The 24,101-nt window shown below is 48.8% G+C and carries 17 protein-coding genes; 13 read left to right on the top strand and 4 right to left on the bottom strand.

The window, feature by feature from the left end:
- The first annotated feature begins 9 nt into the window (after positions 1–9).
- The 12 genes from EGM68_RS05455 to EGM68_RS05510 all read left to right on the top strand — a co-directional run bounded on the left by EGM68_RS05455 (position 10) and on the right by EGM68_RS05510 (position 16,376).
- Entirely contained in the window at positions 10–1,116 is a 1,107-nt protein-coding gene (locus tag EGM68_RS05455; protein WP_129548785.1) for a M24 family metallopeptidase, read from the top strand.
- Between the two features lie 48 nt (positions 1,117–1,164).
- Entirely contained in the window at positions 1,165–2,688 is a 1,524-nt protein-coding gene (locus tag EGM68_RS05460) for an Ig domain-containing protein (RefSeq protein WP_129548786.1), read from the top strand.
- Positions 2,689–2,775: 87 nt separating this feature from the next.
- Positions 2,776–3,984, top strand: a complete 1,209-nt coding sequence (locus EGM68_RS05465) for an NAD(P)/FAD-dependent oxidoreductase (protein WP_129548787.1) — start codon at positions 2,776–2,778, stop codon at positions 3,982–3,984.
- Positions 3,981–4,982 carry a proline racemase family protein gene (locus tag EGM68_RS05470; RefSeq protein WP_129548788.1) on the top strand — a complete coding sequence of 334 codons (1,002 nt, stop codon included), beginning with the start codon at positions 3,981–3,983 and terminating at the stop codon, positions 4,980–4,982. The genes EGM68_RS05465 and EGM68_RS05470 overlap by 4 nt, the downstream gene beginning before the upstream one ends.
- A gap of 51 nt (positions 4,983–5,033) precedes the next feature.
- Entirely contained in the window at positions 5,034–5,921 is an 888-nt protein-coding gene (locus EGM68_RS05475) for a dihydrodipicolinate synthase family protein (RefSeq protein ID WP_129548789.1), read from the top strand.
- Between the two features lie 15 nt (positions 5,922–5,936).
- Complete coding sequence (locus EGM68_RS05480; RefSeq protein ID WP_129548790.1) at positions 5,937–7,373, top strand: aldehyde dehydrogenase family protein; 1,437 nt, start codon at positions 5,937–5,939, stop codon at positions 7,371–7,373.
- Complete coding sequence (locus EGM68_RS05485; protein ID WP_129548791.1) at positions 7,366–7,773, top strand: (2Fe-2S)-binding protein; 408 nt, start codon at positions 7,366–7,368, stop codon at positions 7,771–7,773. Before EGM68_RS05480 ends, EGM68_RS05485 begins: the two co-directional genes overlap by 8 nt.
- Positions 7,770–8,105: a (2Fe-2S)-binding protein gene (locus tag EGM68_RS05490; RefSeq protein WP_017426336.1), complete on the top strand. Its 336-nt coding sequence runs from the start codon at positions 7,770–7,772 to the stop codon at positions 8,103–8,105. The genes EGM68_RS05485 and EGM68_RS05490 overlap by 4 nt, the downstream gene beginning before the upstream one ends.
- On the top strand, positions 8,102–9,328 hold the full coding sequence (locus tag EGM68_RS05495) for an NAD(P)/FAD-dependent oxidoreductase (RefSeq protein WP_129548792.1): 1,227 nt from the start codon (positions 8,102–8,104) through the stop codon (positions 9,326–9,328). The genes EGM68_RS05490 and EGM68_RS05495 overlap by 4 nt, the downstream gene beginning before the upstream one ends.
- A gap of 62 nt (positions 9,329–9,390) precedes the next feature.
- On the top strand, positions 9,391–11,715 hold the full coding sequence (locus tag EGM68_RS05500) for a glycoside hydrolase family 127 protein (RefSeq protein WP_129548793.1): 2,325 nt from the start codon (positions 9,391–9,393) through the stop codon (positions 11,713–11,715).
- A gap of 430 nt (positions 11,716–12,145) precedes the next feature.
- Complete coding sequence (locus tag EGM68_RS05505; protein ID WP_129548794.1) at positions 12,146–13,087, top strand: copper amine oxidase N-terminal domain-containing protein; 942 nt, start codon at positions 12,146–12,148, stop codon at positions 13,085–13,087.
- 4 nt (positions 13,088–13,091) lie between these two features.
- Complete coding sequence (locus EGM68_RS05510; protein ID WP_129548795.1) at positions 13,092–16,376, top strand: DUF5704 domain-containing protein; 3,285 nt, start codon at positions 13,092–13,094, stop codon at positions 16,374–16,376.
- Between the two features lie 276 nt (positions 16,377–16,652).
- Here EGM68_RS05510 and EGM68_RS05515 read toward each other — a convergent pair whose 3' ends face one another.
- Genes EGM68_RS05515 through EGM68_RS05525 form a run of 3 tightly spaced genes read right to left on the bottom strand, consistent with a single transcriptional unit; the run spans position 16,653 to position 19,471 of the window.
- Positions 16,653–17,660: a DUF5643 domain-containing protein gene (locus EGM68_RS05515; RefSeq protein WP_040102008.1), complete on the bottom strand. Its 1,008-nt coding sequence runs from the start codon at positions 17,658–17,660 to the stop codon at positions 16,653–16,655.
- A 52-nt stretch (positions 17,661–17,712) separates the two neighbouring features.
- A complete protein-coding gene (locus tag EGM68_RS05520; RefSeq protein WP_040102007.1) occupies positions 17,713–18,915 on the bottom strand; it encodes a DUF4179 domain-containing protein in 1,203 nt (400 codons plus the stop codon).
- Positions 18,887–19,471 carry an RNA polymerase sigma factor gene (locus EGM68_RS05525; protein WP_013369662.1) on the bottom strand — a complete coding sequence of 195 codons (585 nt, stop codon included), beginning with the start codon at positions 19,469–19,471 and terminating at the stop codon, positions 18,887–18,889. Before EGM68_RS05525 ends, EGM68_RS05520 begins: the two co-directional genes overlap by 29 nt.
- A gap of 367 nt (positions 19,472–19,838) precedes the next feature.
- On the opposite strand from EGM68_RS05525, the gene EGM68_RS05530 reads away from it, so the two are divergent.
- Complete coding sequence (locus EGM68_RS05530; RefSeq protein WP_129548796.1) at positions 19,839–22,370, top strand: rhamnogalacturonan lyase; 2,532 nt, start codon at positions 19,839–19,841, stop codon at positions 22,368–22,370.
- 344 nt (positions 22,371–22,714) lie between these two features.
- On the opposite strand, the gene EGM68_RS05535 is transcribed toward EGM68_RS05530, so the two are convergent.
- Complete coding sequence (locus EGM68_RS05535; protein ID WP_129548797.1) at positions 22,715–23,755, bottom strand: substrate-binding domain-containing protein; 1,041 nt, start codon at positions 23,753–23,755, stop codon at positions 22,715–22,717.
- Between the last annotated feature and the right edge of the window lie 346 nt (positions 23,756–24,101).

Below are 24,101 nucleotides of genomic sequence, written 5' to 3' on the forward strand. Positions count from 1 at the left end.
GATGTAGCTTTGGATAAACCCAACGGTTCAGCAAAACGGTTACAGGGTGTTCCGGGCAGACTGGCTCAGTTACGCTCGGAATTCCCGGCTCTAGGGATAGATGCACTGCTGATTACACATGGTCCCAACCGACGATATATGACCGGATTTACAGGCTCAGCCGGAATTGCGCTCGTTACGCAGGAAGAGGCTTTTTTGGTGACGGATTTCCGCTATATGTTGCAGGCAACAGATCAAGCAGCAGAATATTCAGTTATTCGGCATGAGGCACAAATCTTCCAGACCATCGCTGATCTCACAAGTAAATTGGGTGTTCGTAGACTGGGGTTGGAGAGCCGGCATGTCTCACTTCAACAGTCGGGACAGCTTCAAGCCGCAATAGGCTCGTTGGAGTACGTGCAAACGGAGGATGTAATTGAACGGCTGCGTGATGTGAAGGACGAAGAAGAGATTCGCACCATCCGTGAAGCTGCGCGTATTACCGATGCTGCCTTTACGGAGGTGCTGAATTATATTCAGCCTGGAGTTACAGAGCGGCGAATTGCGGCGGAACTGGAATATCAGCTCCGGCTCGCAGGCGCGGAATCAGGCGGTTTTGCGTTCATTGTCGCTTCAGGTGAACGCTCGGCACTGCCCCATGGATTGGCCAGCGACAAGGAAATTGGTCAGAACGAGTTTGTCACGATGGATTTTGGTGCCAATGTGCGCGGTTACCTATCTGATATTACGCGTACCGTATTTGTCGGCAATCCGTCAGAACGTCATGAGGAATTGTATGCTATTGTGCTGGAAGCAAATATGACGACGATTGCAGGACTTCGGCCTGGCATGAGCGGTCGGGAGGGAGACCGTCTGGGACGGAATGTGATTGCCTCCTATGGCTATGGAGAGCAGTTTGGTCACGGATTGGGCCACGGCTTTGGCTTGGAGATTCATGAGCAGGTGCGGCTGTCCCCTGAGAGCCAATCTGCACTTGTACCAGGACATGTCATTACCGTGGAACCGGGCATTTATATTCCGGGTTTCGGCGGAGTTCGGATTGAGGACGATGTGCTGATCACAGATGACGGTGCCCAGGTGCTGACTTCCTCGCCCAAGGAGCTGCTTTTGTTATAAAACTATCGATAGTTTGCAAGTCAACCCAAAACGATATGGAGGGATCAAATGAACACGCATAAAAGGAAAACCAAAGTATGGCTGACCACACTGGCATCTTCTCTCATTGTGGCTTTGACACCAGCTCTTCCGGGGCAACAGGCTTATGCCGAGGCAGAGTCGGATGTAAAAGTCATCGACATCTTTAGCCGGACGGTGAACGATTATGGTATAGATCTGGTCGATTGGCAAGGGTATCTGGCAAACCCCTATGTGAAGCTAAAAGTGAAGCCGCCTGCAAATGCCGCTTTTCCGTTAACTGTTACGTTAAAAGCGCAAGGCACGTCCCGGCTGATGATGGATTTGCCAAGTACGTTGTCGGCCCAAGGAGCAAGCAAAACGCTGACCTTTGCCAATGCGCAGGAGGAAAAGGATTTCCGGCTGGCCATCCATCCTGATCGGATTGGAGGAAACGGTGAAACAGAGAACTATACACTGTCCATGTCCGTTGCTGGAAATGATGGTCACACGACCACTCAGTCCATTCCGATTCGTGTGCTGGATCAGGACGATAATGAAGAACCCACAATCCCCCTCCATTTTGACTACAGATTCGATACGATCAGGCCTTATTTCAATGATGCAGCTACCAAAAAAGCCGCAGAGCTGGCAGTGAAGGACTGGTTCTATTTCTTTGATCTGGAGCCGTTTGATGAGGTTCCTGCCAACGCGGAAGTAAACCATCTGCCAGGAGATGATTGGCAAAATGAAATACAGGTGACGAATAACAAACCCTACAAAGGCATGTGGGTATTTATGAGGGGGCTAAACGGGCCGTATTCTACGGGCTTTCCGGCAGCTAACGGTCATTACCATACACGTAACGGTGTGATCGTTCCGGGGAACTTAAACCGTTCCTATAGTCTGATTCTGGATTTCTATGATGATGCCATTCCATTTACATCGGTGGACGATGAAGAATGGTATCAATCCGATCTGTCCAAGGTGACGGATGTGCATGGGCTGATCATGCACGAATTCGGTCATGCAATTGTGTTCAGTGACACGTTCCCAGGCGTCAAGGCGCTGAAGGAAGCCGCTGGCAATGACCCGGATATTATGGCTTATCAGCACAGACCGGCTGCATTGGACGACAGCTATCATCTCTCTGGAGAGCTTGCAGAAGTCGATAGATTGAGCGGACAAAATGGAGGTTGGCGCCATCTGTTCCCGACCCGGCGCTGGATGAACACGAAGCTTTCGCTGCTCGTAGCTGAAAAGGCAGGCTGGCCGCTGCGCAAGGACCTCACTCCTTTCCTCGCGCCAGAAATCTTGACGAAGCAACTGCCAGCACCCGTCAAAGGGAAAACGTACACAGCCAAGCTGGAAGCCAAGGGAGGCGTACCTTTTTACGATTGGACGGTGACAGGCGGTCAACTGCCCGCAGGCTTCACACTGGACCGCTTTACAGGAACGATTAGCGGAAAAGCAGACAGCGGAGCAGCCAACAAGACGTATACGTTCACCATACAGCTGCGGGATTATGACGAGCTGAGCAAGCCTGTGACACAAAGTTTTACGCTCAAGCTGTAATGAGTGCCCCTAGACGCGGCTGACATTAGGCAAGCCATCTGACTGTTTTTGCATTCTGATTGAAATGGTTGAAGGGAGGGGAAACGAATGAAACACGATGCGGCGGATCTGGTCATTGTAGGCGGCGGAATCATCGGTACAGCCATCGCTTATTATGCGGCTAAATCTGGTATGAAAGTCGTGCTGGCTGAACGAGGGGAAATTGCTGGAGGCACTTCTTCCCGTTGTGACGGAAATATACTGGCAATCGACAAAGAGCCTGGGTTTGACAGTCGGATGTCACTGCTATCGCAGAAGCTGGTGGCAGAGTTGGCTATGGAACTGGAAGATGAATTCGAGTATCGTGCGCCTGGAAGTATTCTGGTCTGTGAAAATGACCAGGAGATGCAGGCCGCAGAGCAATGGGTCACCCGCCAGCAGCAGGAAGGGCTTCCGTTTCGCATGCTGGATCAGCAGGATTTGCGAGAGGAATGGCCGCATTTGGCCAAAGATTTACCGGGTGGGCTGGAGTGTGCGACAGATTCTACCGTGAATCCGGTGCAGATGACGTATGCACTGGCCAGGGCCGCGCGTCGGAGGGGAGCCAGATTATTACCGCGCATGCCGATACGGTCGGTTCTCAAGGACGAAAGGGGGAACGCCTGCGGAGTGGAGACGCCAAATGGTGTAATCCATGCTGATGCAGTAGTGTTGGCCGCAGGTGTATGGACACGCAGCATCGGTCATTCGCTAGGTTTAGACCTTCCGATTATACCGCGCAAAGGACATATACTGGTGTCTGCCCGAATGCCTTCAATCGGAAACCGCAAGATGATGGAGTTCGGTTATCTGATGAGCAAGTTCGGAGGTCAGCGGAGTGTAGATGAGGTTTATGAAAAATACGGTGTAGCGCTGGTATTCGAGCCCACCGCATCACAGAACGTTCTGATTGGCAGCAGCCGTCAGTTTGTCGGTATGGATACAGGTGTCGATCAACAGGTGATTCGCTTAATCGCTCGCAGAGCCATTCGCTTTTTTCCTGCTTTGGCCAATGTACCGCTGATGAGGGCGTATACCGGTTTGCGTCCATGGACCCCTGATCATTTGCCCATCGTATCCGCAGTGGATGAAGTGCCGGGGCTATTCATCGCTTCAGGCCATGAAGGAGATGGTATTAGTCTTGCGGCGGTTACGGGGAAGCTGGCGACCGAGATGGTACGCGGCGAACCCACTTGTATTCCGGTAGAGCCGCTGCGTTATGACCGATTTGGAGAGGCTTTTACCAGCCACGAGGTTCATGGGGAGGTAACAGGATGAGCGTAGCGGGCAGAATTACTACGATTGATACTCATACGGGAGGCAATCCGACGCGGACAGTCATCCACGGTGCGCCTAAACTGGTAGGTCATACGATGCTGGAAAAGATGACTTATATGGCAACGCATCATGATGATTTTCGCCGTCTGCTGATGTTCGAGCCGCGTGGTCATGAGGTGATGTCAGGCTGCATTTTAACAGAACCTTGTCATCCAGATGCAGATATTGGTGTGGTCTTTATAGAAACAGGCGGCTATTTGCCAATGTGTGGTCACGATACGATTGGCGTATGCACGGCACTAGTGGAAGGCGGACTAATTGCTGCGGATAAAAAATCTATATTGCTGGACACTCCGGCAGGCCCGGTTCAAGCACGGCTGGATGTAGATGGGGGTAAGGTGAGACAAGTAACGTTCACAAACATCCCTTCCTTTGTGTACCGCCGTGAGGTGAAGGTTCAGGTAGAGGGCATCGGTCGAGTTACCCTTGATATTGCCTATGGAGGCAACTTTTACGGCATTATAGAGGCGGCTTCTATCGGTCTTGTACTGAATCAGAGCAATGGAGCAAAAATTGTACGAACAGCGGTACAGATTCGGGAGGCAGTGAATGCAGTTGTTGAGGCAGTACATCCTGAAAATCCGGTTATTCAAGGATTGACACATATTGAATTTTACGGGGAACCCGTCGCCTCGCAGGCTGATTGTCGCAATGTTGTCGTCATTCCGCCAGGGGGTATCGACCGCTCTCCTTGTGGTACAGGAACCTCGGCCAAGGTAGCGGTGCTGCATGCCAAGGGAAAGCTAGGCTTGCATGAGGTGTTTGTGCATGAAAGCATCACAGGCTCCATGTTTCGGGCTGAAATTATGGGCGAGACGCAGGTAGGTCCTTACCCGGCAGTGATTCCGCAAATTACAGGTTCGGCATGGGTGACGGGACATCATCAATTTGTGCTGGACCCTGAGGACCCGCTGAGAGAAGGATTTTTGCTGATATGAGCATTTTGCAATTAAATAAGAAAATAAAAATGGGAAAGGGTAGGTGAGCATATGGCACGTTTTGAAGGTGTGTATGTGGCCTTGGTTACACCGTTCACGGCAGAGCTGGAGGTCGACTACAAGCGTCTGACCGAGCTGTGCGATTATCTGATTGCAAGCGGCATTAGCGGCCTGGTACCTACAGGCTCGCTGGGAGAGTATGCTGCTTTATCGCCAGAGGAACGGTCGCAGGTGGTGCATACGGTCATTGACGCTGCGGCGGGACGTGTTCCTGTTGTAGTCGGCTCGGCTGCTCCATCCACTAAACAGGCGGTGCATTGGGTACAGCATGCCAAGGATGCCGGAGCAGCGGGTGTCATGGCGCTGCCGCCCATTAATTACAATCCACTGCCCCATGAGGTAACGGCTCATTATGAAGCATTGTCGAAGGTGGGGTTGCCGATCATTGCGTATAACAACCCCCATGATTACAAGGTTGACTTGACTCCAGATATTCTTGCAGACTTGTCGCGAATTGAAAATATCGTAGCAGTCAAGGAATTTTCCGGTGATGTACGGCGTATTCACGCTATTTTGGACCAGACAGAGCTGGAGGTCATGGTCGGAGTAGATAATCTGGCGATGGAGGGAGCATTGTTCGGCGCGACAGGCTGGATTTCGGGGGTACCTAATGCGTTACCGAAAGAAGGAGTAGAGCTGTTCCGGCTTGCGCAGGCGGGAAATGTGGCGGAAGCGTCCGCGTTGTACCGCAGGCTATTGCCGCTGTTCCACTATGATGCCAGTCCGCAATTGGTGCAGTCCATCAAATATATGATGGAGCTGGCTGGATTTCCGGTCGGCCCGACACGTCCACCCAGACTTGCGTTGCCACAGGCGGATTATGACCGTATTCGCGAGGCTTTTGAGGTGACGGTCCGTCCGAGCGGGGTTTCATCTTGAATGGGGGTGAAGACGATGGAGAGCCGAAATTGGATTGGCGGTGAGTGGCTAAGTCCTTCCGGCGACGCAATGGTGGTTCGTAATCCTTCGGCTTTAAAGGAAGAGGTGGGAGTTGTCCACTTTTCCGGTAAGGACGATATTACACAGGCCGGGGAAGCGGCACGACTGGCGCAAGCAGGATGGGCAGCATTAAGTCCGGCAGCACGGGGAGCTTATTTGTTCAAAGCAGCCGGATTACTGGAGACAGCCGTACCTGAACTGGCTGAGCTGGCCAGCCGGGAAATGGGCAAGCCAATTACCGAGATGCGCGGAGAGGTGATGCGAGGTGTCCACCTGCTCCGATACTATGCGGCAGAGGGTGTACGTTCCATCGGTACAGTTATTCCTTCGAATGAGTCGGGAGTGCTCCAATACACAAAGCGCATTCCGCTGGGCGTAACGGCTGTCATAACGCCGTGGAATTTCCCGGTAGCGATTCCGCTGTGGAAAATGGCCCCTGCACTCTTGTGCGGCAATACGGTCATTTGGAAGCCAGCTGAACATGCTTCATTAACCGCAGTACGGATTGCTGAGCTATTCGAGGCGGTGCAGCTTCCGCCTGGCGTATTGAATCTCGCCATTGGGCAGGGGAACCGTATAGGCGATGCCTTGCTGGAGCATCCAGCGCTGGAGGCGGTCAGCTTCACGGGTTCTACCGCTACAGGTTTGGGCATTGCCGAACGGTGCGCACGTCGGAATATTAAATACCAGACCGAGATGGGCGGTAAAAATGCCGCTGTGGTGCTGAAGGACGCAGATGTGTCGCAGGCGGTGGCGATGATTGTCAGCGGTGCCTTTCGATCAGCTGGGCAAAAATGCACAGCCACCAGCCGGGTGATTGTAGAACGGTCTGTCTATGAGACGTTCACGGAAGCGTTATGTCAAGCGGTAGAAAAAATCCAGGTCGCCCCAGCGCTCGACCCCGGTGCTTATCTTGGACCTGTGGGATCGAAGAGTCAGTACGAGAAGGTCATGTCCTATGTATCGCTGGCCCGCCGAGAAGCTGTTATTTTAGCGGAAGGTGGAGCCGCCACCGGGACAGATAACGGTTATTATGTGCGTCCATTGTTGACGACTGGACTAGATTCGTCCCACCCTTTGATTCAAGAGGAGGTTTTTGGCCCAGTCACCAGTGTCATGCAGGCGGACGACTTCGAGGATGCGATTCGGCTGTGCAATGATTCTATTTACGGGTTAAGCGCTTCCCTGTTCACCCGCGATTTACGGCTTGCTCATCGATTTTTGGATGAAGCGGATGCGGGAATGGTACGAGTCAATCAGGAGACGGCAGGTGTTGAATATCAGGCTCCGTTTGGTGGTCTGAAGCAGTCAAGCTCACATGCCCGGGAACAGGGTCAGGCGGCGCTGGATTTTTATTCAGCGATTAAAACCTGTGCTATCAGCTATGCGTAAACGCACGACGGGACAAAGTGAAACGGTTGGGACGGAAGTGCAGGGGGAAGAGACCCAGTATGCAGAAAATCAATACGCAGAAAATCAGTATGCTGAATCTCCGGATGTGCAATCAAAAACGTTTGGCGCGTCAGGTCATGTGCTTATGTGTCGATGTGAAGAAGTGAGTATTGCACAGATGGAGCAGGCCTGCCGCATGGGCGTGGACACCGTGCGTCAGCTTAAAATGGCTACACGGGTGACCATGGGGGCATGCCAGGGCAGGGTATGCCGACAATTGGTGGAGTCATGGTTTTACAATCAGGTTCCTGCCGCCCGCCGGGAGGCAGAGCTGTTATCACAAAGGCCTCCGGTGCGTCCCGTAACGTTCGGTCAGCTGGCAGAAGGAGGTTCCCCATGAGCCGTGCACGTATCGTAAATCATCCGATTTTGGGACCCAAGCCAGAGCGGAGGCAGGTATCTTTCATGTTTGACGGTCGTCCCATGCAGGGATTGGCTGGAGAGCCATTGGCAGCAGCGCTGCTCGCCAGCGGTGTCCGTTTGCTGAGAAGGCATGAGGAATCCGGTACAGCCAGGGGCGTATACTGCGCCATTGGGCATTGTAACGAATGCCGTCTGACGGTTCATCCGTTCGGTACGGTTCGTTCCTGCCTGACCAAGTTGGAAGAAGGTATGGTGGTGGAAACCGGACGGCAGCTTTCGAATGAAATCACAGGGAGAATTGTGACATGAATAAAATGGCACATCTCATCGTCATTGGCGCAGGTCCGGCAGGACTATCCGCAGCGGCATCGGCTGCTGAACAAGGATTGCCCGTCACGGTATTGGATGAGTTTACTGAGCCGGGTGGACGTATGCCCGGGCAATATCATGAGGAAGGCAGTCAAGGCTGGTGGATCGGAAAGCATGTTTCAGATGAGCTGATTACCCGTTGCGAGGAGCTTGGGGTGGACATTCGCTGTGGCGTGTCCGTACATGGTATGGAATATACGACTACGTGGGAAATATCCACTTCCTATGGATTGTTCACTGCTGAGTACGTATTGCTGGCGACCGGAGCTGCTGAGATTCCTGTTCCGCTGGATGGCTGGACGTTGCCGGGTGTAATGTCCATCGGGGCTGCGCAGGTGCTGACTAACGTTCATTACGTCAAACCGGGAGAGCGCGGCATCATCGTAGGCATGAACGTATTGTCTATGGCGATTGCCCGCGAGCTGTCCGTCGCCGGGGTGAAGGTGGCGGCGATTACACTGCCGTGCGCGGGTCCGCTGGCTGGTGCAGCGGCAGATCCGACAGCCTCCGTAAAGCTGCTGCTTCAGCTGTCGGGGCTGGCCCCGGCCGCCTGGATGCGCGCCGGCGGCAAGCTGGCAGCGACGATGCGGATGGAGAAGCTCATCGCGCGCTGCTATCCCCACAGAGGCTTCCGTCTGTGGGATATCCCGATCCGTTTGCGGACAGCAGTGAAGTCCGTCAACGGGCAAGACCGGGTCGAATCCGTGACCCTGGTCCACGTTAAACCAGACGGCTCGCCGATTGCCGGCAGCGAGCGCGTCGAACCCGCCGACTTTGTGGCGCTGAGCGGCGGTTTGTATCCGCTCGCCGAGCTGGCGGCGGTAGCCGGATGCAAATTCGTATACAGCCCTGAACTGGGCGGGCATGTTCCACTACATGGTGAGCGAATGGAAACCTCGCTCAAAGGGCTGTACGTTGCCGGCAATGTTACCGGCATTGAAAGCGGACTGGTCGCCATGGCTCAAGGGCGATTAGCAGCCGCTTCTATGATCCATGCTGCTGGACTTGGCGGAGCAGGCGGGGAACAACGGGTACAGGAAGCGATCCGTGGGGTTCATTTTGCACGGAAACATGCGCTGATTCAGTTTCATCCCGGCATAACAGAAGCGAGAACACAGCTGTACCAGCAGTGGGAGCACTTCTCTTCTGGCAGCGGTGCGTAACGGCTCGTGAGGTTGGATATACGTTTTTTATCCCAAATTTGCCTTAAAGGGAGGAACGGAAGATGACTCTTAAAGCAAAGGCCCATATGAAAGCGAGGCCGTTCGCATTGAACGAGGTGGTATTGGCTGAAGGTCCATTCAAACAGGCGATGGAGCTCAACCGATCTTATCTGTTGGAGCTTCAGCCTGATCGTCTGCTGGCGCGGTTTCGGGAATATGCCGGGCTTGCGCCCAAAGCGCCTCAATATGAAGGCTGGGAAGCGATGACTATTTCTGGGCATACGCTGGGACATTATTTGTCCGCTTGCTCTATGATGTTTGCTTCAACGGGCGATGAGCGTTTTAAGGAGATCGCACATTACATTACGGATGAACTGGATGTTTGCCAGGCGGCGCATGGTGACGGATATGTATCCGGTATTCCCGGGGGAAAGGAACTTTTTGAAGAGGTGTCTGCCGGAAATATTCGTTCGAAGGGATTTGACCTGAACGGTGCCTGGGCTCCTTTGTATACATTACACAAGTTATTCGCTGGTCTGCGTGACGCATATCATTTGACAGGCTGTGACAAGGCATTAGATGTAGAGTGCAAATTGGCGGACTGGCTCGAAGAAATTTTGAAGCCGATGAACGATGAGCAGCTGCAGCAGATGATGTTTTGCGAATATGGAGGCATGAATGAGGTATTGGCGGATTTGTATGCGGATACCGGGGAAGGGCGCTACTTGCAGTTGGCTGAGTGCTTCTGGCACAAGCTGGTGCTGGACCCGCTTAGCTCACAGGAGGATTGTTTACAGGGCATTCACGCCAATACACAGATTCCGAAGCTAATCGGACTTGCCAAGGAATATGAGCTCACGAATGACACGAAGCGCCGGAAGACAGTGGAGTTTTTTTGGGAGCGGGTGGTGGATCATCATTCGTATGTCATTGGGGGCAATAGCTTTGGAGAATATTTTGGCGCGCCAGATGGCTTGAATGATCGCATCGGACCGCATACAACGGAGACGTGTAACACCTATAACATGCTAAAGCTGACTAATCATCTGTTCCAGTGGAATGTTTCCGCCAAGGAAGCGGACTTTTATGAGCGGGGTCTATTCAATCATATTTTAGCCTCGCAGGACCCGGTCCACGGGGGCGTTACTTATTTTCTGTCGCTCGCTATGGGCGGACACAAGCATTTTGAAAGTAAATTCGATGATTTTACGTGCTGTGTCGGCACAGGAATGGAAAACCATGCGAGCTACGGCAGTGGCATATATTTTCACGATCACGATAAGCTGTATGTCAATCAGTTCATTGCTTCCACGCTGGCATGGAAGGATACAGGTGTCACTCTAAAACAAACTACGTCCTATCCAGACACGGATCATACTACGCTGAAAATTCAATGCGATCAACCTGCATCATTTATGCTGCTCATCCGCTATCCTTATTGGGCCGAAAAAGGGATCACTATCTGTGTAAACGGCAAGGAACAGTCGGTTGCATCGGAACCGGGCAGTTTTGTCTCAATCGCTAGAACCTGGCTTGATGGGGATGTTGTAGAGGTGACAATTCCGATGTCGCTCAGACTGGAGCAGATGCCGGATAACCCGGATCGGTCGGCTGTCATGTATGGACCGCTGGTGCTGGCAGGCGATCTAGGCCCCTTAGAAGATCCTAAAGCCAAAGAGTTCCTGTACACCCCGGTATTCATTCCTCCAACAGAAGAACTGGATCATTGGATACAGCCTATGGAGGGCAAAACGAATACATTCCGTACCTGGAATACAGGGCATCCCCGAGATGTGGAACTGTCTCCGCTGTATAAAATGCATGACCGTACGTATTCTGTCTATTGGGACATTTTTACGAAAGAAGCGTGGCAGGAGGCGGAAAAGGAATACACAGCAGCACGCGAAAAGCTGGCGATTCTAGAGCAGTGCACGATTGACTTTGCCCAACCCGGTGAAATGCAGCCGGAGCGGGATCATAACTTTCAAGGAGATGCTTCGACTCGCACCGGATATGTGAATAACCGACCTTACCGGAATGCGGGAATTGACGGCTGGTTCTCTTTCGATTTGAAGACAAATCCGGTTGCTCCGCTGCTGCTGGTTATCACCTACACGGCTACGCTGGAAATGCCAAACTGTGATTTTGACATTTTGATTAATGGTCATCTGCTTGAGCATTTTAGTGAAGGTTTTGATGAGGCTGATAAGTTTTACAACGTGAATGCCGCTATTCCGGCTGCATATCTGGAGGGTAGGGATATAGCCACAGTGACCTTCAAAGCCAAGCCGGGACAGCGTATCCGCAGATTGTTTGGGCTGAGGATGGTCAACAAGGACGTGTATGAGCAGCTATATCAAGCTGGGAGTCCAGGTATACATGAATGATTTTTTGAGCTGTTTCGTGAGAAAATTAACGTTTGATTTTTAACCAGTAATGATTTATGATGTAAGAAATATTGGATGATGCTAGAACAATCCATAGGATATGAACTGATATTTTCATAGTTTTTGCGCGTGAAGCACACGGGCTGTTTCTTCCTTCATAGGGGAGAGGCAGCCCTTTTTTGTTGAGATTTTGCGGAAAATATAAGTTAAATAAGGAGGAATTTCTATGATTTAGAGGGAGAGGTTTCTCATAGGAAATGATTTTTAGAGTAGTTATATTAGTTATTTTTCTTATAGATTTTGTAATTGGGAAACCCTATAATATATAAGTTGTATCCAGTATTTTCCGAAAGTGGGGATGCGATAAGTTTATGAGATTAGAGATGATATACATAGTTTGAAAGTTTAAGCAGACAAAGGGGATCGAGAGATGAGTATGAAAAAATGGGTGTTGAGTTTGACCGCAGTCGCGTTGCTATGGGGCGGGACAAGTACGATTCCAACGACGGAGGCGGCAAGTAGCACCAAACCAATTGAAGTCTTATTAAATGCGAAAAAAATACAGTTCCCGGATGCCAAACCTTTTCAGGATGGGAACGATTATGTAATGGTTCCAATCCGATTTGTATCCGAGGCATTGGGTGCTAAGGTGGGCTGGGAGAAAACTGGCGGCCAATTAGCCGTGTCGATAAAAAATGATGCACATGCCGTTAATATGACAGTGGGGCAAAACACTGCTACCGTGGATGGACTGACCAAAACGTATGAAACGAAGATTATTTTGAAGCAAAACCGTACTTTTGTGCCGCTGCGGTTAGTGAGTGAGGGTTTGGGACAGACGGTAGAGTGGGATAAGGTCAGCCGCTGGGTCTGGATTGGGAAGAAGGAAATCGCCGCATTGGAGGATACAGGGCATCAGGCGGTGAGTATTGAGCCGTATAAGAAATTATTTGCTAAAGACCAAAACTTGCTTAAAAATCGAAAAGGTCAGGAATACACCAAAGCTATGATTTTTAAGTATACTGATCTTCCCATTAAATTACTGCGTAATGTTTATTCAGTTGAGCCTTCATCCTTACAAGGGGTACCATATTTGAAAATCAGAATTAAAACTGCATCTACAGCAAGTCCATTGTTCTATATTACTAAGAACAATGATACAAGATATCGTTATCCTATGGACCAACTAACCCAAGATAACGGGGATGGAACGAAGATGATTTTCTATAAAATTTATTCTTCGGCTGACGAAATATACTATGGAATTAAGGACTATAAATCATTCAAACTTCAAGACGTTCAATACATTGGGTTCTATGGCGGATCCATGGATTACATACCGTTAATGATTAATCCGTGGAAGGAAAATTAACGATATGAAGAATACGAAATGTATTCTGACCGTATTGCTGGTGGGGGCAATGCTCTTGTTGCAGCTCCCACCTTTTTCTTTTTCCACCGAAAAGGCGGCGGTGGCAGCCGATACAGAAATCACACCGCTGTCTTACTATGCAGACAAGAATGATCGCTACTTTGTCGGGATGATGTACTTCGACATGTGGAAGAACACCGGGGGGACTTGGGTTACTGATGGCGGCAAAGAACCCAATAAGAACATGCAGGGTATGGCAAAATTCACTTATAAATTTAGGTTTCCCGGTCGAAAAATCAAAAAAGTTGAGGCTAGACTGTACACACAAACTGACAACGTTGAATATTTCGAAAATTCCCGGTCAGATAAATATGAGGACTACCAGGATTCAATTAGTGGTGGGCCTAAAGGGGGGACTAAGGAGTCAGATATTCAGCCTCCTCAATACAAGGGGTTGGGAACTGATACTGCTGTTATCCCAATTTCAGTAAATATACGGCTAAATGCTTATAATCCTAGAGATATAAAGCTGGATAGTTGTGCGAATTGTGCCAAAGAAGTTGAAGCATACCGCATCTACCAACCGATCCTGTTCAAGATCGAACTAGAGAGCGCACTCATCGTCAAGCATTTTACAACTGATGGAAAATCACTTAACAACGTATTTACACCAATAGAAGATGAGCTAAAACCTAATCAACCATATGATTTCATCCCGCCAACCAACCCGAAATATGAGTATGTGGGCTACAAGAAGAGCACGACAGGTAAACCGCCAAGCGGAGATATTTTGCCTGGGATTGTACCCGGGTTTACCTATGACGGTTCTTTTGAGCAGTTTACCGCTTATTTGTATTACAAAGAAGCTCAGGGCTGTCCGAAGCCTGGAGAAAGCCAAGAGGGAGCGCCCTCAAATTGCCAAGATAATGAACAGCCAACGAAAGGTGTTGTCTGCTCCCGTCCCGTTCCAGGTCTGCGCTTGGAAACTGCCGAACTGGACCCAGTAGTATCTGCCGTGATCAAAGCGGACCAGCGTGGTCGGGAACGATTTGACGTATCCAAAGGTATTCCTACCTCTGAAAGCCTGTACGGTCATGTGCAAGCCAAGAGATATCTTTTTCAACATAAGTTTGTGAACATGACGGGTCAGTGTACGTATACGGTGAACGTAAAACGGGAATATCGGTTGACCTGGCGGCCTAAGAAAAAATCTCGGCGGAATGAGACGGTGAAGCGAACTTATACTTACCAAATCGTCCGTCCGTACTCCTATTGGAAGATAGACAATTTGGAGGTATATGGCATTAAAGAGGCTTCACTCCGAAACTATGCGTTACCCAATGAAGCAATCACCCTGCGTCCGCAATCCTATACTCCCCCTTCTTATATTGCGGCGACCCAGGGCAACTTTTATCCGCCCCCTGCACCAGGCACAGTGGATGGAGGTAGTCGTAGCAAAAACGGCGGTAGCAGCAAGCCCAGTGTGCCTGATGATCGCAGTGTACTAAAATCTAAGGCAGAGGAGGCAGTTAAGGAAATTGAAGTGGAGAACGATACTTTGACCTTTGAAAACAAGATCATTATGAATCCAGAGCGCGTCAAGGTAAATGGCCCTAAACCAGGTGTGATTCCCTCTTCTGGAGCGATTGGGGCCGATGTGCTGTACAGTCCGAATCATATGATTGATAAGCATAAGATGAATAAGCCCAACACGCCCAGCAGTGGTGACATCACTTACGCTATTCTTAAAGGAAATATCAATGGAGGTGCGGATAAAACGTTGCCGATACAGGGGATCAATACAGTGACTGTCCACACTCCCGTAGTGAATCTGTCTACAGTGTCGGATGATGCTGCTCATAATCAGAAAACCCAACCTACGAAGGGACGATCCGCACTTATATTGGAGCGTCCTTTCCGGGTGACGATTTCGACAGCAGGTCCGCATTTGAATATTCCCGGCTATGGTGATCGGGAGTATGCCAAATATGTACGAACCAAGCAGGTGCGCTTTCCATTCGATGTGTACGACAAAGGAAAGACGCATTTTTATCCGCGAGGTACCTGGATTGAGATTCCGGTACTACAGCTGGACACAGACTTTTATTTGCCCGTATGGGTCGATGAAGGCAATTATACAGTCGAGTTCCGCACCATTGCCGAAAATGCACCGGATGGATTCACCGAGCAGCGCCATGCCAACACGGATCTCGCCCATCATGTTGCCAATGATGTGGTGAATATTGAGGTCATCGGACGGATGTATGATTTTCATATCACGGATATTGCAGATTACCATTGGGAGCGTGTATTTCGACTGCAAAAAGGAAGCCCACTGCATAGTGGCCTGTCCTATTGGACAGGACTTGGCAATATTGACGGGTTGCCTAGAGGGAACCCGGAGCCCTTCACATTGCCTGTTCGTCCCGGCAGTCATCCATTTGAAGGGTACGCAAATGTGGCGGTCAAGACAGGCTATCATTTCAAGTTTGACCTCAAAACCAAAGGCAATATGTTCAGCGCCCAGGATGGGATCCGTATTACCCCTTCATTTTATTGGGTGAGCAAAGATGGGCGACAGCGAGAAGAGGTAGATCTGTATACACATGCAGGCAGCCGAAAGTTTATCCGTGTAGGATCGGCGGAGGACCGGGAGAAGCGATATGTTATTTTGAACGAACGGCTACGCAATGTCCCTATGGAGGAAATGCAGGATACAGCAGCCTACCAATATCAACATGGACTGAGTGAAGCAGAGCGGAGTCAGTTAACGCTGGAACGTTATGTGGCGCTGTATGCCCAGCGCATTGCACGCAGCAAGACATGGATTGGGCGCTACGACTGGCTGGTGCTGCCTGCGGCTGTACGTACCTTGATCGGTCCAAAGACAGACCTGCCGGAGGGGGTTGATGCCGATCGTGCGAATGCGGCGATTCAGCGCTGGTATGGCGAGTATAGTCTGCCTGCCGATGTGTACGCGGTCACCAAAGGGACGGATTTACGTAATGTAAGCCGAGAAAGGGAGCTAAACGAACATACAGATCTATTCAAGAAGACAGGCTTTATAGTGGTTCGTTTTAATTTGGAATCGCTCCGTCAGGGGGACACCGAGCATCCACATTTGCAATATATCAATGGCCCGCTTTTGAACCAATGGCAACTGGAAGGATATCGCAGAGAGATAAAGGACCCATACGGACACACCTTTCATCTACAGGATGGGGATGTCGTATTTTATCATGCAGACCAGTCTAGTCGGGACGACTTTAATTCCTTTGTCCCCCACTAACTAGGAGATATACCAATTAAGGATAAACTAAACCTATCCTTGACGATGAATGAACAAGCTTGCAAGCCCCTGTCAGAGCGTTTGGTCGGTTTCCAGCTTTTCTACCGATTCTTCCTTACTGGTGTAGGTCAGTGGGAGCGAGTGATTGAGGCCGCTCTGTGCTTCTATAAATCGTAGACTCCAGTAAAGTAAGCAGGGGAAGGAATGGCTTAACGTAAAGTAAACAAGACGAGCAAGCCTTCATTCACATTCAGGCTTGCTCGTTTTGTAGGGATGTTATTGAGCTGGTACGGGAATGGTCATTTCGAGTTCTTTGATGTATGTTTTATCTCCGTTTTTAAATTTGCCGTCCGCTCCTTTACCTTGACCTATAATACTCCAATTAGTGGGATTGACTGTAAATGTATATGGCTTGATCGTCACATATTGGGGTCTGCTGCCTATAGCATTGTATAGTTCATCAATATGGTACTTCGTTCTAGGCTTGCTGTTTGAAAAGCCGACTTTCCGTTGCTGAAGCATTTTCCCCTGATCATCTACGATGTCATAATACATCATGGATGGAGTGTATTTTCCTGTCTGCTTGGAAGATGCAGGGACTTGACCTTCGCTATCCAGCACCAGCCGGGTTGTACGGGAGGTAAGATCGAGTTGTTTGACTGTATAACTGAATTTCCCACTCTTTTGGGTTTTATTCGGCTTGATACTCACCATATTACCGTCCTTTTTAACAGGGACTTTAAACTCAAAAGGCTTGCTAATTCTGGTAACCCCTACCTGGATAGTCATTTCAAACTCGTCTGGAAGTGCATCCAACTGATTGTATTCAGCTTCTACGGCGTTCTTTTGAGATACTTTGTCTCCGAACATGGAATGGCTGCTTTTCAGTTTGTTCCCGTCTACCAGAACCTCGGGGGTCTTGAGATATCCCTTCTTCTGATCTTTCTCAGGAACCATGCGTTTTTTGAATTTTTCATTGGTTTCTTTGGGGTTTATTGGCATATACGGGCTGATGACTTGCTCAGGCAAATTTTTGCCTTCCCGTTCGATCGAAAAGGACAGCCGCGTGCCATCGTAGAACACATCGCCAAGCTTCAGTGTGATCCCGTCCTGCGTCAGGCTGAGATTAGTAGAAGCGGCTTGCACGGATTTCGCGTCACTAGTGGCTGCTGCAATGGGGGATATGTTTTTTGGTATGGCTGCTCCTGTTCCTATTATCGCGAAAGCCGAAGTTGTAAGTAATACCCTTTTTAGGAATGTTAATTTTAAGTTTGTTTGTTTCATTAGATATGTGCTCCTCTCATGAAATGAAATTCATGTATTGAAAAATTGGTGATTAGTTATTCAGGGGAATCTTCATTTCGAGTTCCTTGATGTACGTTTTATCTCCTCTTTTATGCTTGCCGTCAGATCCCATGCCTTCACCGACAATACTCCAATCAGTCGGCTTGACGGTCAAGGTGAAGGGCTTAATCGTTACGTATTTCGTATTCGGCTTAAGAGCATCATACAGCTCATCCACATGGTATTCTGTCTTAGGCTTGCTGTTAAAATAACCGAATTGGCGCTGCTCAAGAATGTCACCCTGATCATCTACAATGTCGTAATACATCATTGTTGGCGCATACTCTCCCGTTTGCTCCAGAGAAGCAGGTACTTCACCTTTACTGTCCAACACCAGACGAGTCGTTGCTGAGGTGGATTTCAGCTCCTTCACGGTATAGCTGAAGCTGCCGCTGTTTTTTGTTTCATTCGGCTTGACAGTAATCATGGTGTTGTCTATTTTCACCGGAACCTTGAATTCATAGGGTTCATCAACACCCGTCATCGAAGTTCTGATTGTCAACTCAAACTCGTCCGGCAGGGAGTCCAACTTCGTGAACTCCCCTATGACTGAATTCATTTTTTTCGGATCATCACCATACAATTTTAGGTGAGAGTCTATATTTTTTCCATTAATCAAGACTTCGGGGAAGTATTTAAAGTATCCCTTAAGCTGATCCTTCTCAGGCACTTTATGCTTCTTTAACCATTCCTTATCGCTACTTTCAGTTTTGACATCTGTAGGCAGATAGGGACTCACAGAGCCTTCCGGCATATTCTCGCCTTGACGTTCAATAGAGAAGGACAGGCGTGTACCGTCGTACAGCACATCACTCAAGGTCAGTGTAATCCCGTCATGAGTTACAGTTTCATTAGGATGACTGAGAATGCCCTTATCTACAGCAGTCTGAATTTCATCTGCACTCAAACCATAAAAAATACCGCCGATTCCGGGAATTTGCTTGAGTGTGGCCGCCATTGTGGGTGATACAAACCCGGCGCCTACCACTCCTGCCCCTAATATGCCAACTACGGATGCCGCCAGAACAGCCCGTTTTGCAAATTTCGATTTCGTCGTCTTTCTTTGCATAGCTCTTGTTTCAATCTGCTTCATAATTTGATCACTCATACTGCCTCTGGGCATGACTGATTCATTGATCCAATCCTCCAACTGGTCCATTTCGCGTTCATAAGGTGGTGTTGGGCGTTTGTCCATTAACAAGTCCTCCTTTGCTTCTGTGGTCCAGCAGCTTGCGCCGAAGCCGCTCATATTTTTTGCGGATGGTTGCCGACTTCAAACCCATGATGTTGCTAATCTCCTCAAAGCTGTATTGCTCAACAGCCTTCAGTAGCAGAATATGACGCTCTTCCGGTGTAAGATAAGTCAGGAGTTCTTCAATTACGCTTTTATAAGGTGATACTTGGACGATTGGATCTTGTTCCTTGACTTGTTGAACCAGTCTGAGCCAGCGGCTGTGCTTCTTTTTGATGTTCATTAAGTGATGGTAGGCCATTTTGTATAGCCATGCCGAGAAGCTGGTTTGTCTGCTGTATTGATGAAGATTCTCATAGGCTCTGATGAAAATGTCCTGAACAGCGTCCTCTGTGGCTTCATGATTCTTCAAAATATAGAAGCAGTAGGTGTACATCTGCCGCTCGAATTGTCGAATAATGATTTCGTAAGCCTGCTGTTCACCAGCCTTGACGCGCTCTACGGCCAGCTCAATCTGGCTGTGTTTATCCTGTTGATCCCCGGGGATGGTTGCCTGCAAGAGCTCACCTCCTTGTATTTATGTCTATATAACAATCGCAACGGGGCGTTTTGTGACATCATTTTTGTGAAACCTTGATAGGTATGTATGTTTTGATCACAGCTCGTCCATTTTATCATCTTATGATATTCGGATATGCCCACTTCAACTAACATGGTTGTTTCACGAAATGGACTGTTAGTAGTGGTTAATGGGGACATTTTAATTGAAACGAACAACAACACGGATTTGTGTAGAGAAATGCACGGATATTTAAACGCGTTTGGAGGAACGGCAAAACTATAATAATAAGGAATTTAAATTATGTAAGCGCAATCATTTTGGGTGTTTGCTTGTCATCACAATACAATTGAGGAGGACGAATTGGATGGCTCAAAGGAAAGGCGCATGGCGAAAGGGAACCTTGACCGCCGCGTTGGCAGCAATGCTGGCGATGACGGGTACGACTGGGGGAGTGGCTGCGGAAGACTTGTCCGAACCCACGCTGCAGGCAGAATCATCAATCGCAGTAGAACAGAATCGTAGCGGCAGCATTCAGTTGGAAAAGCTAGATCGCGGACTGGTGGCTGCGGCGACGCAAGAGGGTATATTTTTAAGCTGGCGGTTATTGGCCCAAGAAGTGAACGGCTACAGTTCAACAGGGCTGACAGGAGCGGACTTTAACGTATACCGTGATGGCAAGAAAATCGCAACGGTGACGGACAGCACCAATTATCTGGATAAGGAAGGAACCGGAAATGCGGTGTACAGGGTCGCTTCAGTCGTTAAAGGGAAAGAGAAGGATCGCAGTGCCAAAGTGAAGCCATGGCAGCAAGGTTATTATGAGCTTCCTCTGCAAAAGCCTGCTGATGGCGTAACACCCGCAGGTGAGTCCTATACGTATTCGGCCAACGATATGAGTGTGGGGGATGTAGACGGAGACGGCCAATATGAATTTTTTGTAAAATGGGACCCATCTAACTCCAAAGATGTATCTCAGAAGGGGTATACCGGAAATACGTATGTCGATGCGTATACGTTCGAGGGCAAGCTACTGTATCGAATTGACCTCGGTGTGAATATTCGCTCAGGTGCGCACTATACACAGATGATGGTGTATGATTTTGACGGCGATGGCAAAGCCGAGCTGATGTTCAAGACGGCTCCAGGGACCAAAACGATTACTTTTGATAAAAAGGGCAAACCCAAGAAAGAAAAATATATTACCCTGCCCCGTGAGGATCGCAAAGCTGGAATTACACATAAGGATGATTATCGTTTGAGCCGCACGGATTATTATGAGCATGTGGTGAACATGTTTATGAACTGGACGAAGCATGAAGAAGTGGTCAAGGGGCAGTGGCCTGCTACGCTGGAGGAGTGTTTTGGTATTGCTCCAAAATACAGCTACCCGTTATCCCGAAAGGATGCGGAAAGCCTGACGGATTACTTTATGGATGTGTATGCTCCTGCGCGGAGCGACAAAAACAAGCTGAGAGAATTTGAAGGCTTCATTGTGGATGGGCCGGAGTATTTGACCATTTTCAAAGGAAAAACGGGGACTGAGCTGGAGACGATTCGCTATGAGCCAGAGCGCCATGACGACGGTCTTATGTGGGGAGACTATGCTATGGCCCGGATTGAACCTGCTAACCGCGTGGATCGTTTTCTGGCAGGGGTAGCATATCTGGACGGACGTAAACCATATGCCGTATTTGCACGTGGCTATTATACGCGTTCCACCTTGGTCACTTACACGTGGGATGGTCGTCATCTCCAAAAACATTGGATGGTGGACAGTGGTTGGGCGCCAATGACCAATCCGTTTAATGATAGCCCACACGGACGGGATGGAACGGACCCGAAATTCGGCACTTTGACTACACAAGGAGCACATTCGCTGAGTGCGGCAGACGTGGATGGAGATGGCAAAGACGAAATTGTATATGGCTCCGCCACGATTGACCATGATGGTAGCCTACTGTACAGCTCATTTGATGTTATGCCTCCTGAAAGCGCAATTCCGGGCCAAACCGCCAGATTGGGACACGGCGACGCGCTGCATGTGACCGATATTGACCCTGATCGGCCAGGAAAAGAAATCTTTATGGTGCATGAAGGCGGCACCTATGCCCCTTATGGTTATTCGCTGCGGGATGCCAAAACGGGTGAAGTCATCTACGGTGGATATTCCGGGAAGGATACAGGCCGGGGGATGGTCGGTGACGTAGACCCTGAACAGCGAGGACTGGAGACTTGGGCCATAGGCTTGTGGACCGCTGCGGGCAAACAATTGGATACGAAGATGCCGGGTACCAATATGAGTATCAAATGGGCGGCTGATATGACCACACAAATCGTGAACGGGGCGATCGACGTAACCCCAACCATTGAAGATTGGAAACGAGGCACATTACTAACCGCATCAGGCACCAAAACGAACAATTATACCAAAGGAACGCCATCGTTGGTCGCTGACATTTTCGGAGATTGGCGCGAGGAAATGCTTGTCCGTACAGCGGATAGCTCAGCGATTCGTATCTATTTGAGTACCGAGCCCACAACGCATAAATTGTACATGTTGATGCATGACCCGCAGTATCGTGCGGATGTGGCGCGTCAAAATACCGGCTATAACCAGCCGTCCTACACAAGCTTTTACTTTGCATCCGATATGGATTGGGCGAACGTGCCCATTCCCAAGCTCTACACACCAAGAGCCTTGATGAATGAAGAGAGCAGTGACGAAGCGGATGAGGTAGAGGCAACGGAGGTAGATGAAAAAGAAGTCGATGAAATGAAAGTTGAAGAAACGAGCATCGATGAAACGAAAGTTGATGAAACGGAAATAGGAGAGAAGAAAATAGAGGGAGAGTCAGCAACTCCAGTAGTTCCTGTAGTTCCAGCAGAGGGTCTATAAACGACTAGCTGAAGACTAAGACTCTATCTCCGCATCCATCAGTTTAATAGACTTAGAAAAATGGCAAGTCTCTGATGATTTAGAGGCTTGCCATTTTGTATTATTAAAGTTGAAGAGTATAGACGGTTTATCTAAGGTCTGCATGGATGGTTTTTAGAACATCTTTAAAATAGCAATCTGCTGAAAGCAGCGGAGAGGACGGAACGATTGCGAAAAAGCGTCAGGGTCGCCTTTGTATCCAGATTTTTACCACTAAGCTATTCAATAAAATCCAGATACAACAGCGATTGGAGCAACGTTCCGTTCGCGGAGCCCCGCAAGAGTACCTCTTTTACACTCACCATCTACTGCAATGTCGGAGTCGATTCTCTAAATATCGGCTTTGTTCTGATATGCGTAATCTGATAAGGTCTGGAAGGATCTTTGACCCGTGCCAATAGCATCTCAGCCGCCGTAATCCCCATTTCGTTGTTGTAGATATGCACAGTGGATAAATGAGGCTCCACAATCCGGGATTCAGGAGCGTTATCAAACCCAAACACAGCAATATCTTCAGGAATTTTCAAGTTTTTATTTTTGAGCGCTTTCATGACACTGACGGCGATAAAATCATTGGCGCATACGAACGCGGACGGAAGCGCGCTCATACCTTCCAATTGTTTATCCATCCAATCCGATTCGGAGAAAAAATTTCGGTCCTGATCAACGATGCAGCAAGATAAATCCACACTTAGGCCTGCTTCGATTAAAGCACGGTTATATCCAACCCACCGCTCGTTGAAGCTTTTGCAATGTTTATAATCCCCAGCAAAACCGATCCGCGCAAATCCACGATCAATCAGGCTTTTGGTAACAGAATAAACGCTATGTTCATTTTCCATCAACAATAAATCCGCTTTCAAATCAGGACAAAAAATGTCCACCGAGCAATCAATGAAGATTGTGGGCAGTCCCAAACTCGTAACGAGCTCACTATACTGTGGATCGAACATTTCAATGCAAATGATTCCGTCAACCTTGGAGGCTTCAAAATTATTAGGAAGTGTTCCCGCTTGGATTTCGTTTTCCCGCACAATATGAATCGACAAATTATACCCTTCTGCACTTATTCTTTTTTCCAGCCCACTGATCAGAAAGGAGCCAAAATGCGAGCTGTTCGGCAGATTGCATGTAAACAGGGCAATGTTACCTTGGTTCTTAGGGATGATGCTGTCTGTTTCCACATAGGCAAATTGCTTATATTTGAGCTCGATCGCTTTTTTTATGACCTTGTTCCGAGTATCAACCGGGATGCTGTCACTACCGTTAATCGCTTTGGATGCGGTGTTTCGGGAGATTCCCAAAGCATCAGCAATGTCTTGAATGGTGACTTTTTCTTTCTTCATAGACTGGTTCCACCTTCACTTAATAAATGGATTGCCTGAGAGGTACAGTTGCCTCTGCCAGCTCTCCGTTCAGACCTAAAATGTATCCTAAATGTATAATAGTTCGCATAAAATAGCAATGTTAACATTGCAAATGAATAAATTATTTTTACATTTGTGAAGTTTGCTTAATAGCCTATATTTATCTTCACCGGATCAACAAATGAACTGAAATTCAAATTTATATAAGCTGGATAAAAAAATGCTCATTGAAACAGAGAGGGGAGATTAGTGCCATATAAGTGAAGCGGTCATTGTGAATGGGGAAATTTCATATTTGGATTATAGGGTGTGATTATTTTGTTTT

Source organism: Paenibacillus sp. M-152, from assembly GCF_003856555.1.
GTDB classification, from domain to species: Bacteria; Bacillota; Bacilli; order Paenibacillales; family Paenibacillaceae; genus Paenibacillus; species Paenibacillus polymyxa_C.

Coding starts and splice junctions, on each gene's coding strand:
- EGM68_RS05480 (WP_129548790.1), top strand. CDS start 5,937: ATGGAGAGCCGAAATTGGATTGGCGGTGAGTGGCTAAGTCCTTCCGGC.
- EGM68_RS05530 (WP_129548796.1), top strand. CDS start 19,839: ATGGCTCAAAGGAAAGGCGCATGGCGAAAGGGAACCTTGACCGCCGCG.
- EGM68_RS05515 (WP_040102008.1), bottom strand. CDS start 17,660: ATGAAACAAACAAACTTAAAATTAACATTCCTAAAAAGGGTATTACTT.
- EGM68_RS05490 (WP_017426336.1), top strand. CDS start 7,770: ATGAGCCGTGCACGTATCGTAAATCATCCGATTTTGGGACCCAAGCCA.
- EGM68_RS05495 (WP_129548792.1), top strand. CDS start 8,102: ATGAATAAAATGGCACATCTCATCGTCATTGGCGCAGGTCCGGCAGGA.
- EGM68_RS05505 (WP_129548794.1), top strand. CDS start 12,146: ATGAGTATGAAAAAATGGGTGTTGAGTTTGACCGCAGTCGCGTTGCTA.
- EGM68_RS05470 (WP_129548788.1), top strand. CDS start 3,981: ATGAGCGTAGCGGGCAGAATTACTACGATTGATACTCATACGGGAGGC.
- EGM68_RS05500 (WP_129548793.1), top strand. CDS start 9,391: ATGACTCTTAAAGCAAAGGCCCATATGAAAGCGAGGCCGTTCGCATTG.
- EGM68_RS05520 (WP_040102007.1), bottom strand. CDS start 18,915: ATGGACAAACGCCCAACACCACCTTATGAACGCGAAATGGACCAGTTG.
- EGM68_RS05485 (WP_129548791.1), top strand. CDS start 7,366: ATGCGTAAACGCACGACGGGACAAAGTGAAACGGTTGGGACGGAAGTG.
- EGM68_RS05465 (WP_129548787.1), top strand. CDS start 2,776: ATGAAACACGATGCGGCGGATCTGGTCATTGTAGGCGGCGGAATCATC.
- EGM68_RS05460 (WP_129548786.1), top strand. CDS start 1,165: ATGAACACGCATAAAAGGAAAACCAAAGTATGGCTGACCACACTGGCA.
- EGM68_RS05475 (WP_129548789.1), top strand. CDS start 5,034: ATGGCACGTTTTGAAGGTGTGTATGTGGCCTTGGTTACACCGTTCACG.
- EGM68_RS05510 (WP_129548795.1), top strand. CDS start 13,092: ATGAAGAATACGAAATGTATTCTGACCGTATTGCTGGTGGGGGCAATG.
- EGM68_RS05535 (WP_129548797.1), bottom strand. CDS start 23,755: ATGAAGAAAGAAAAAGTCACCATTCAAGACATTGCTGATGCTTTGGGA.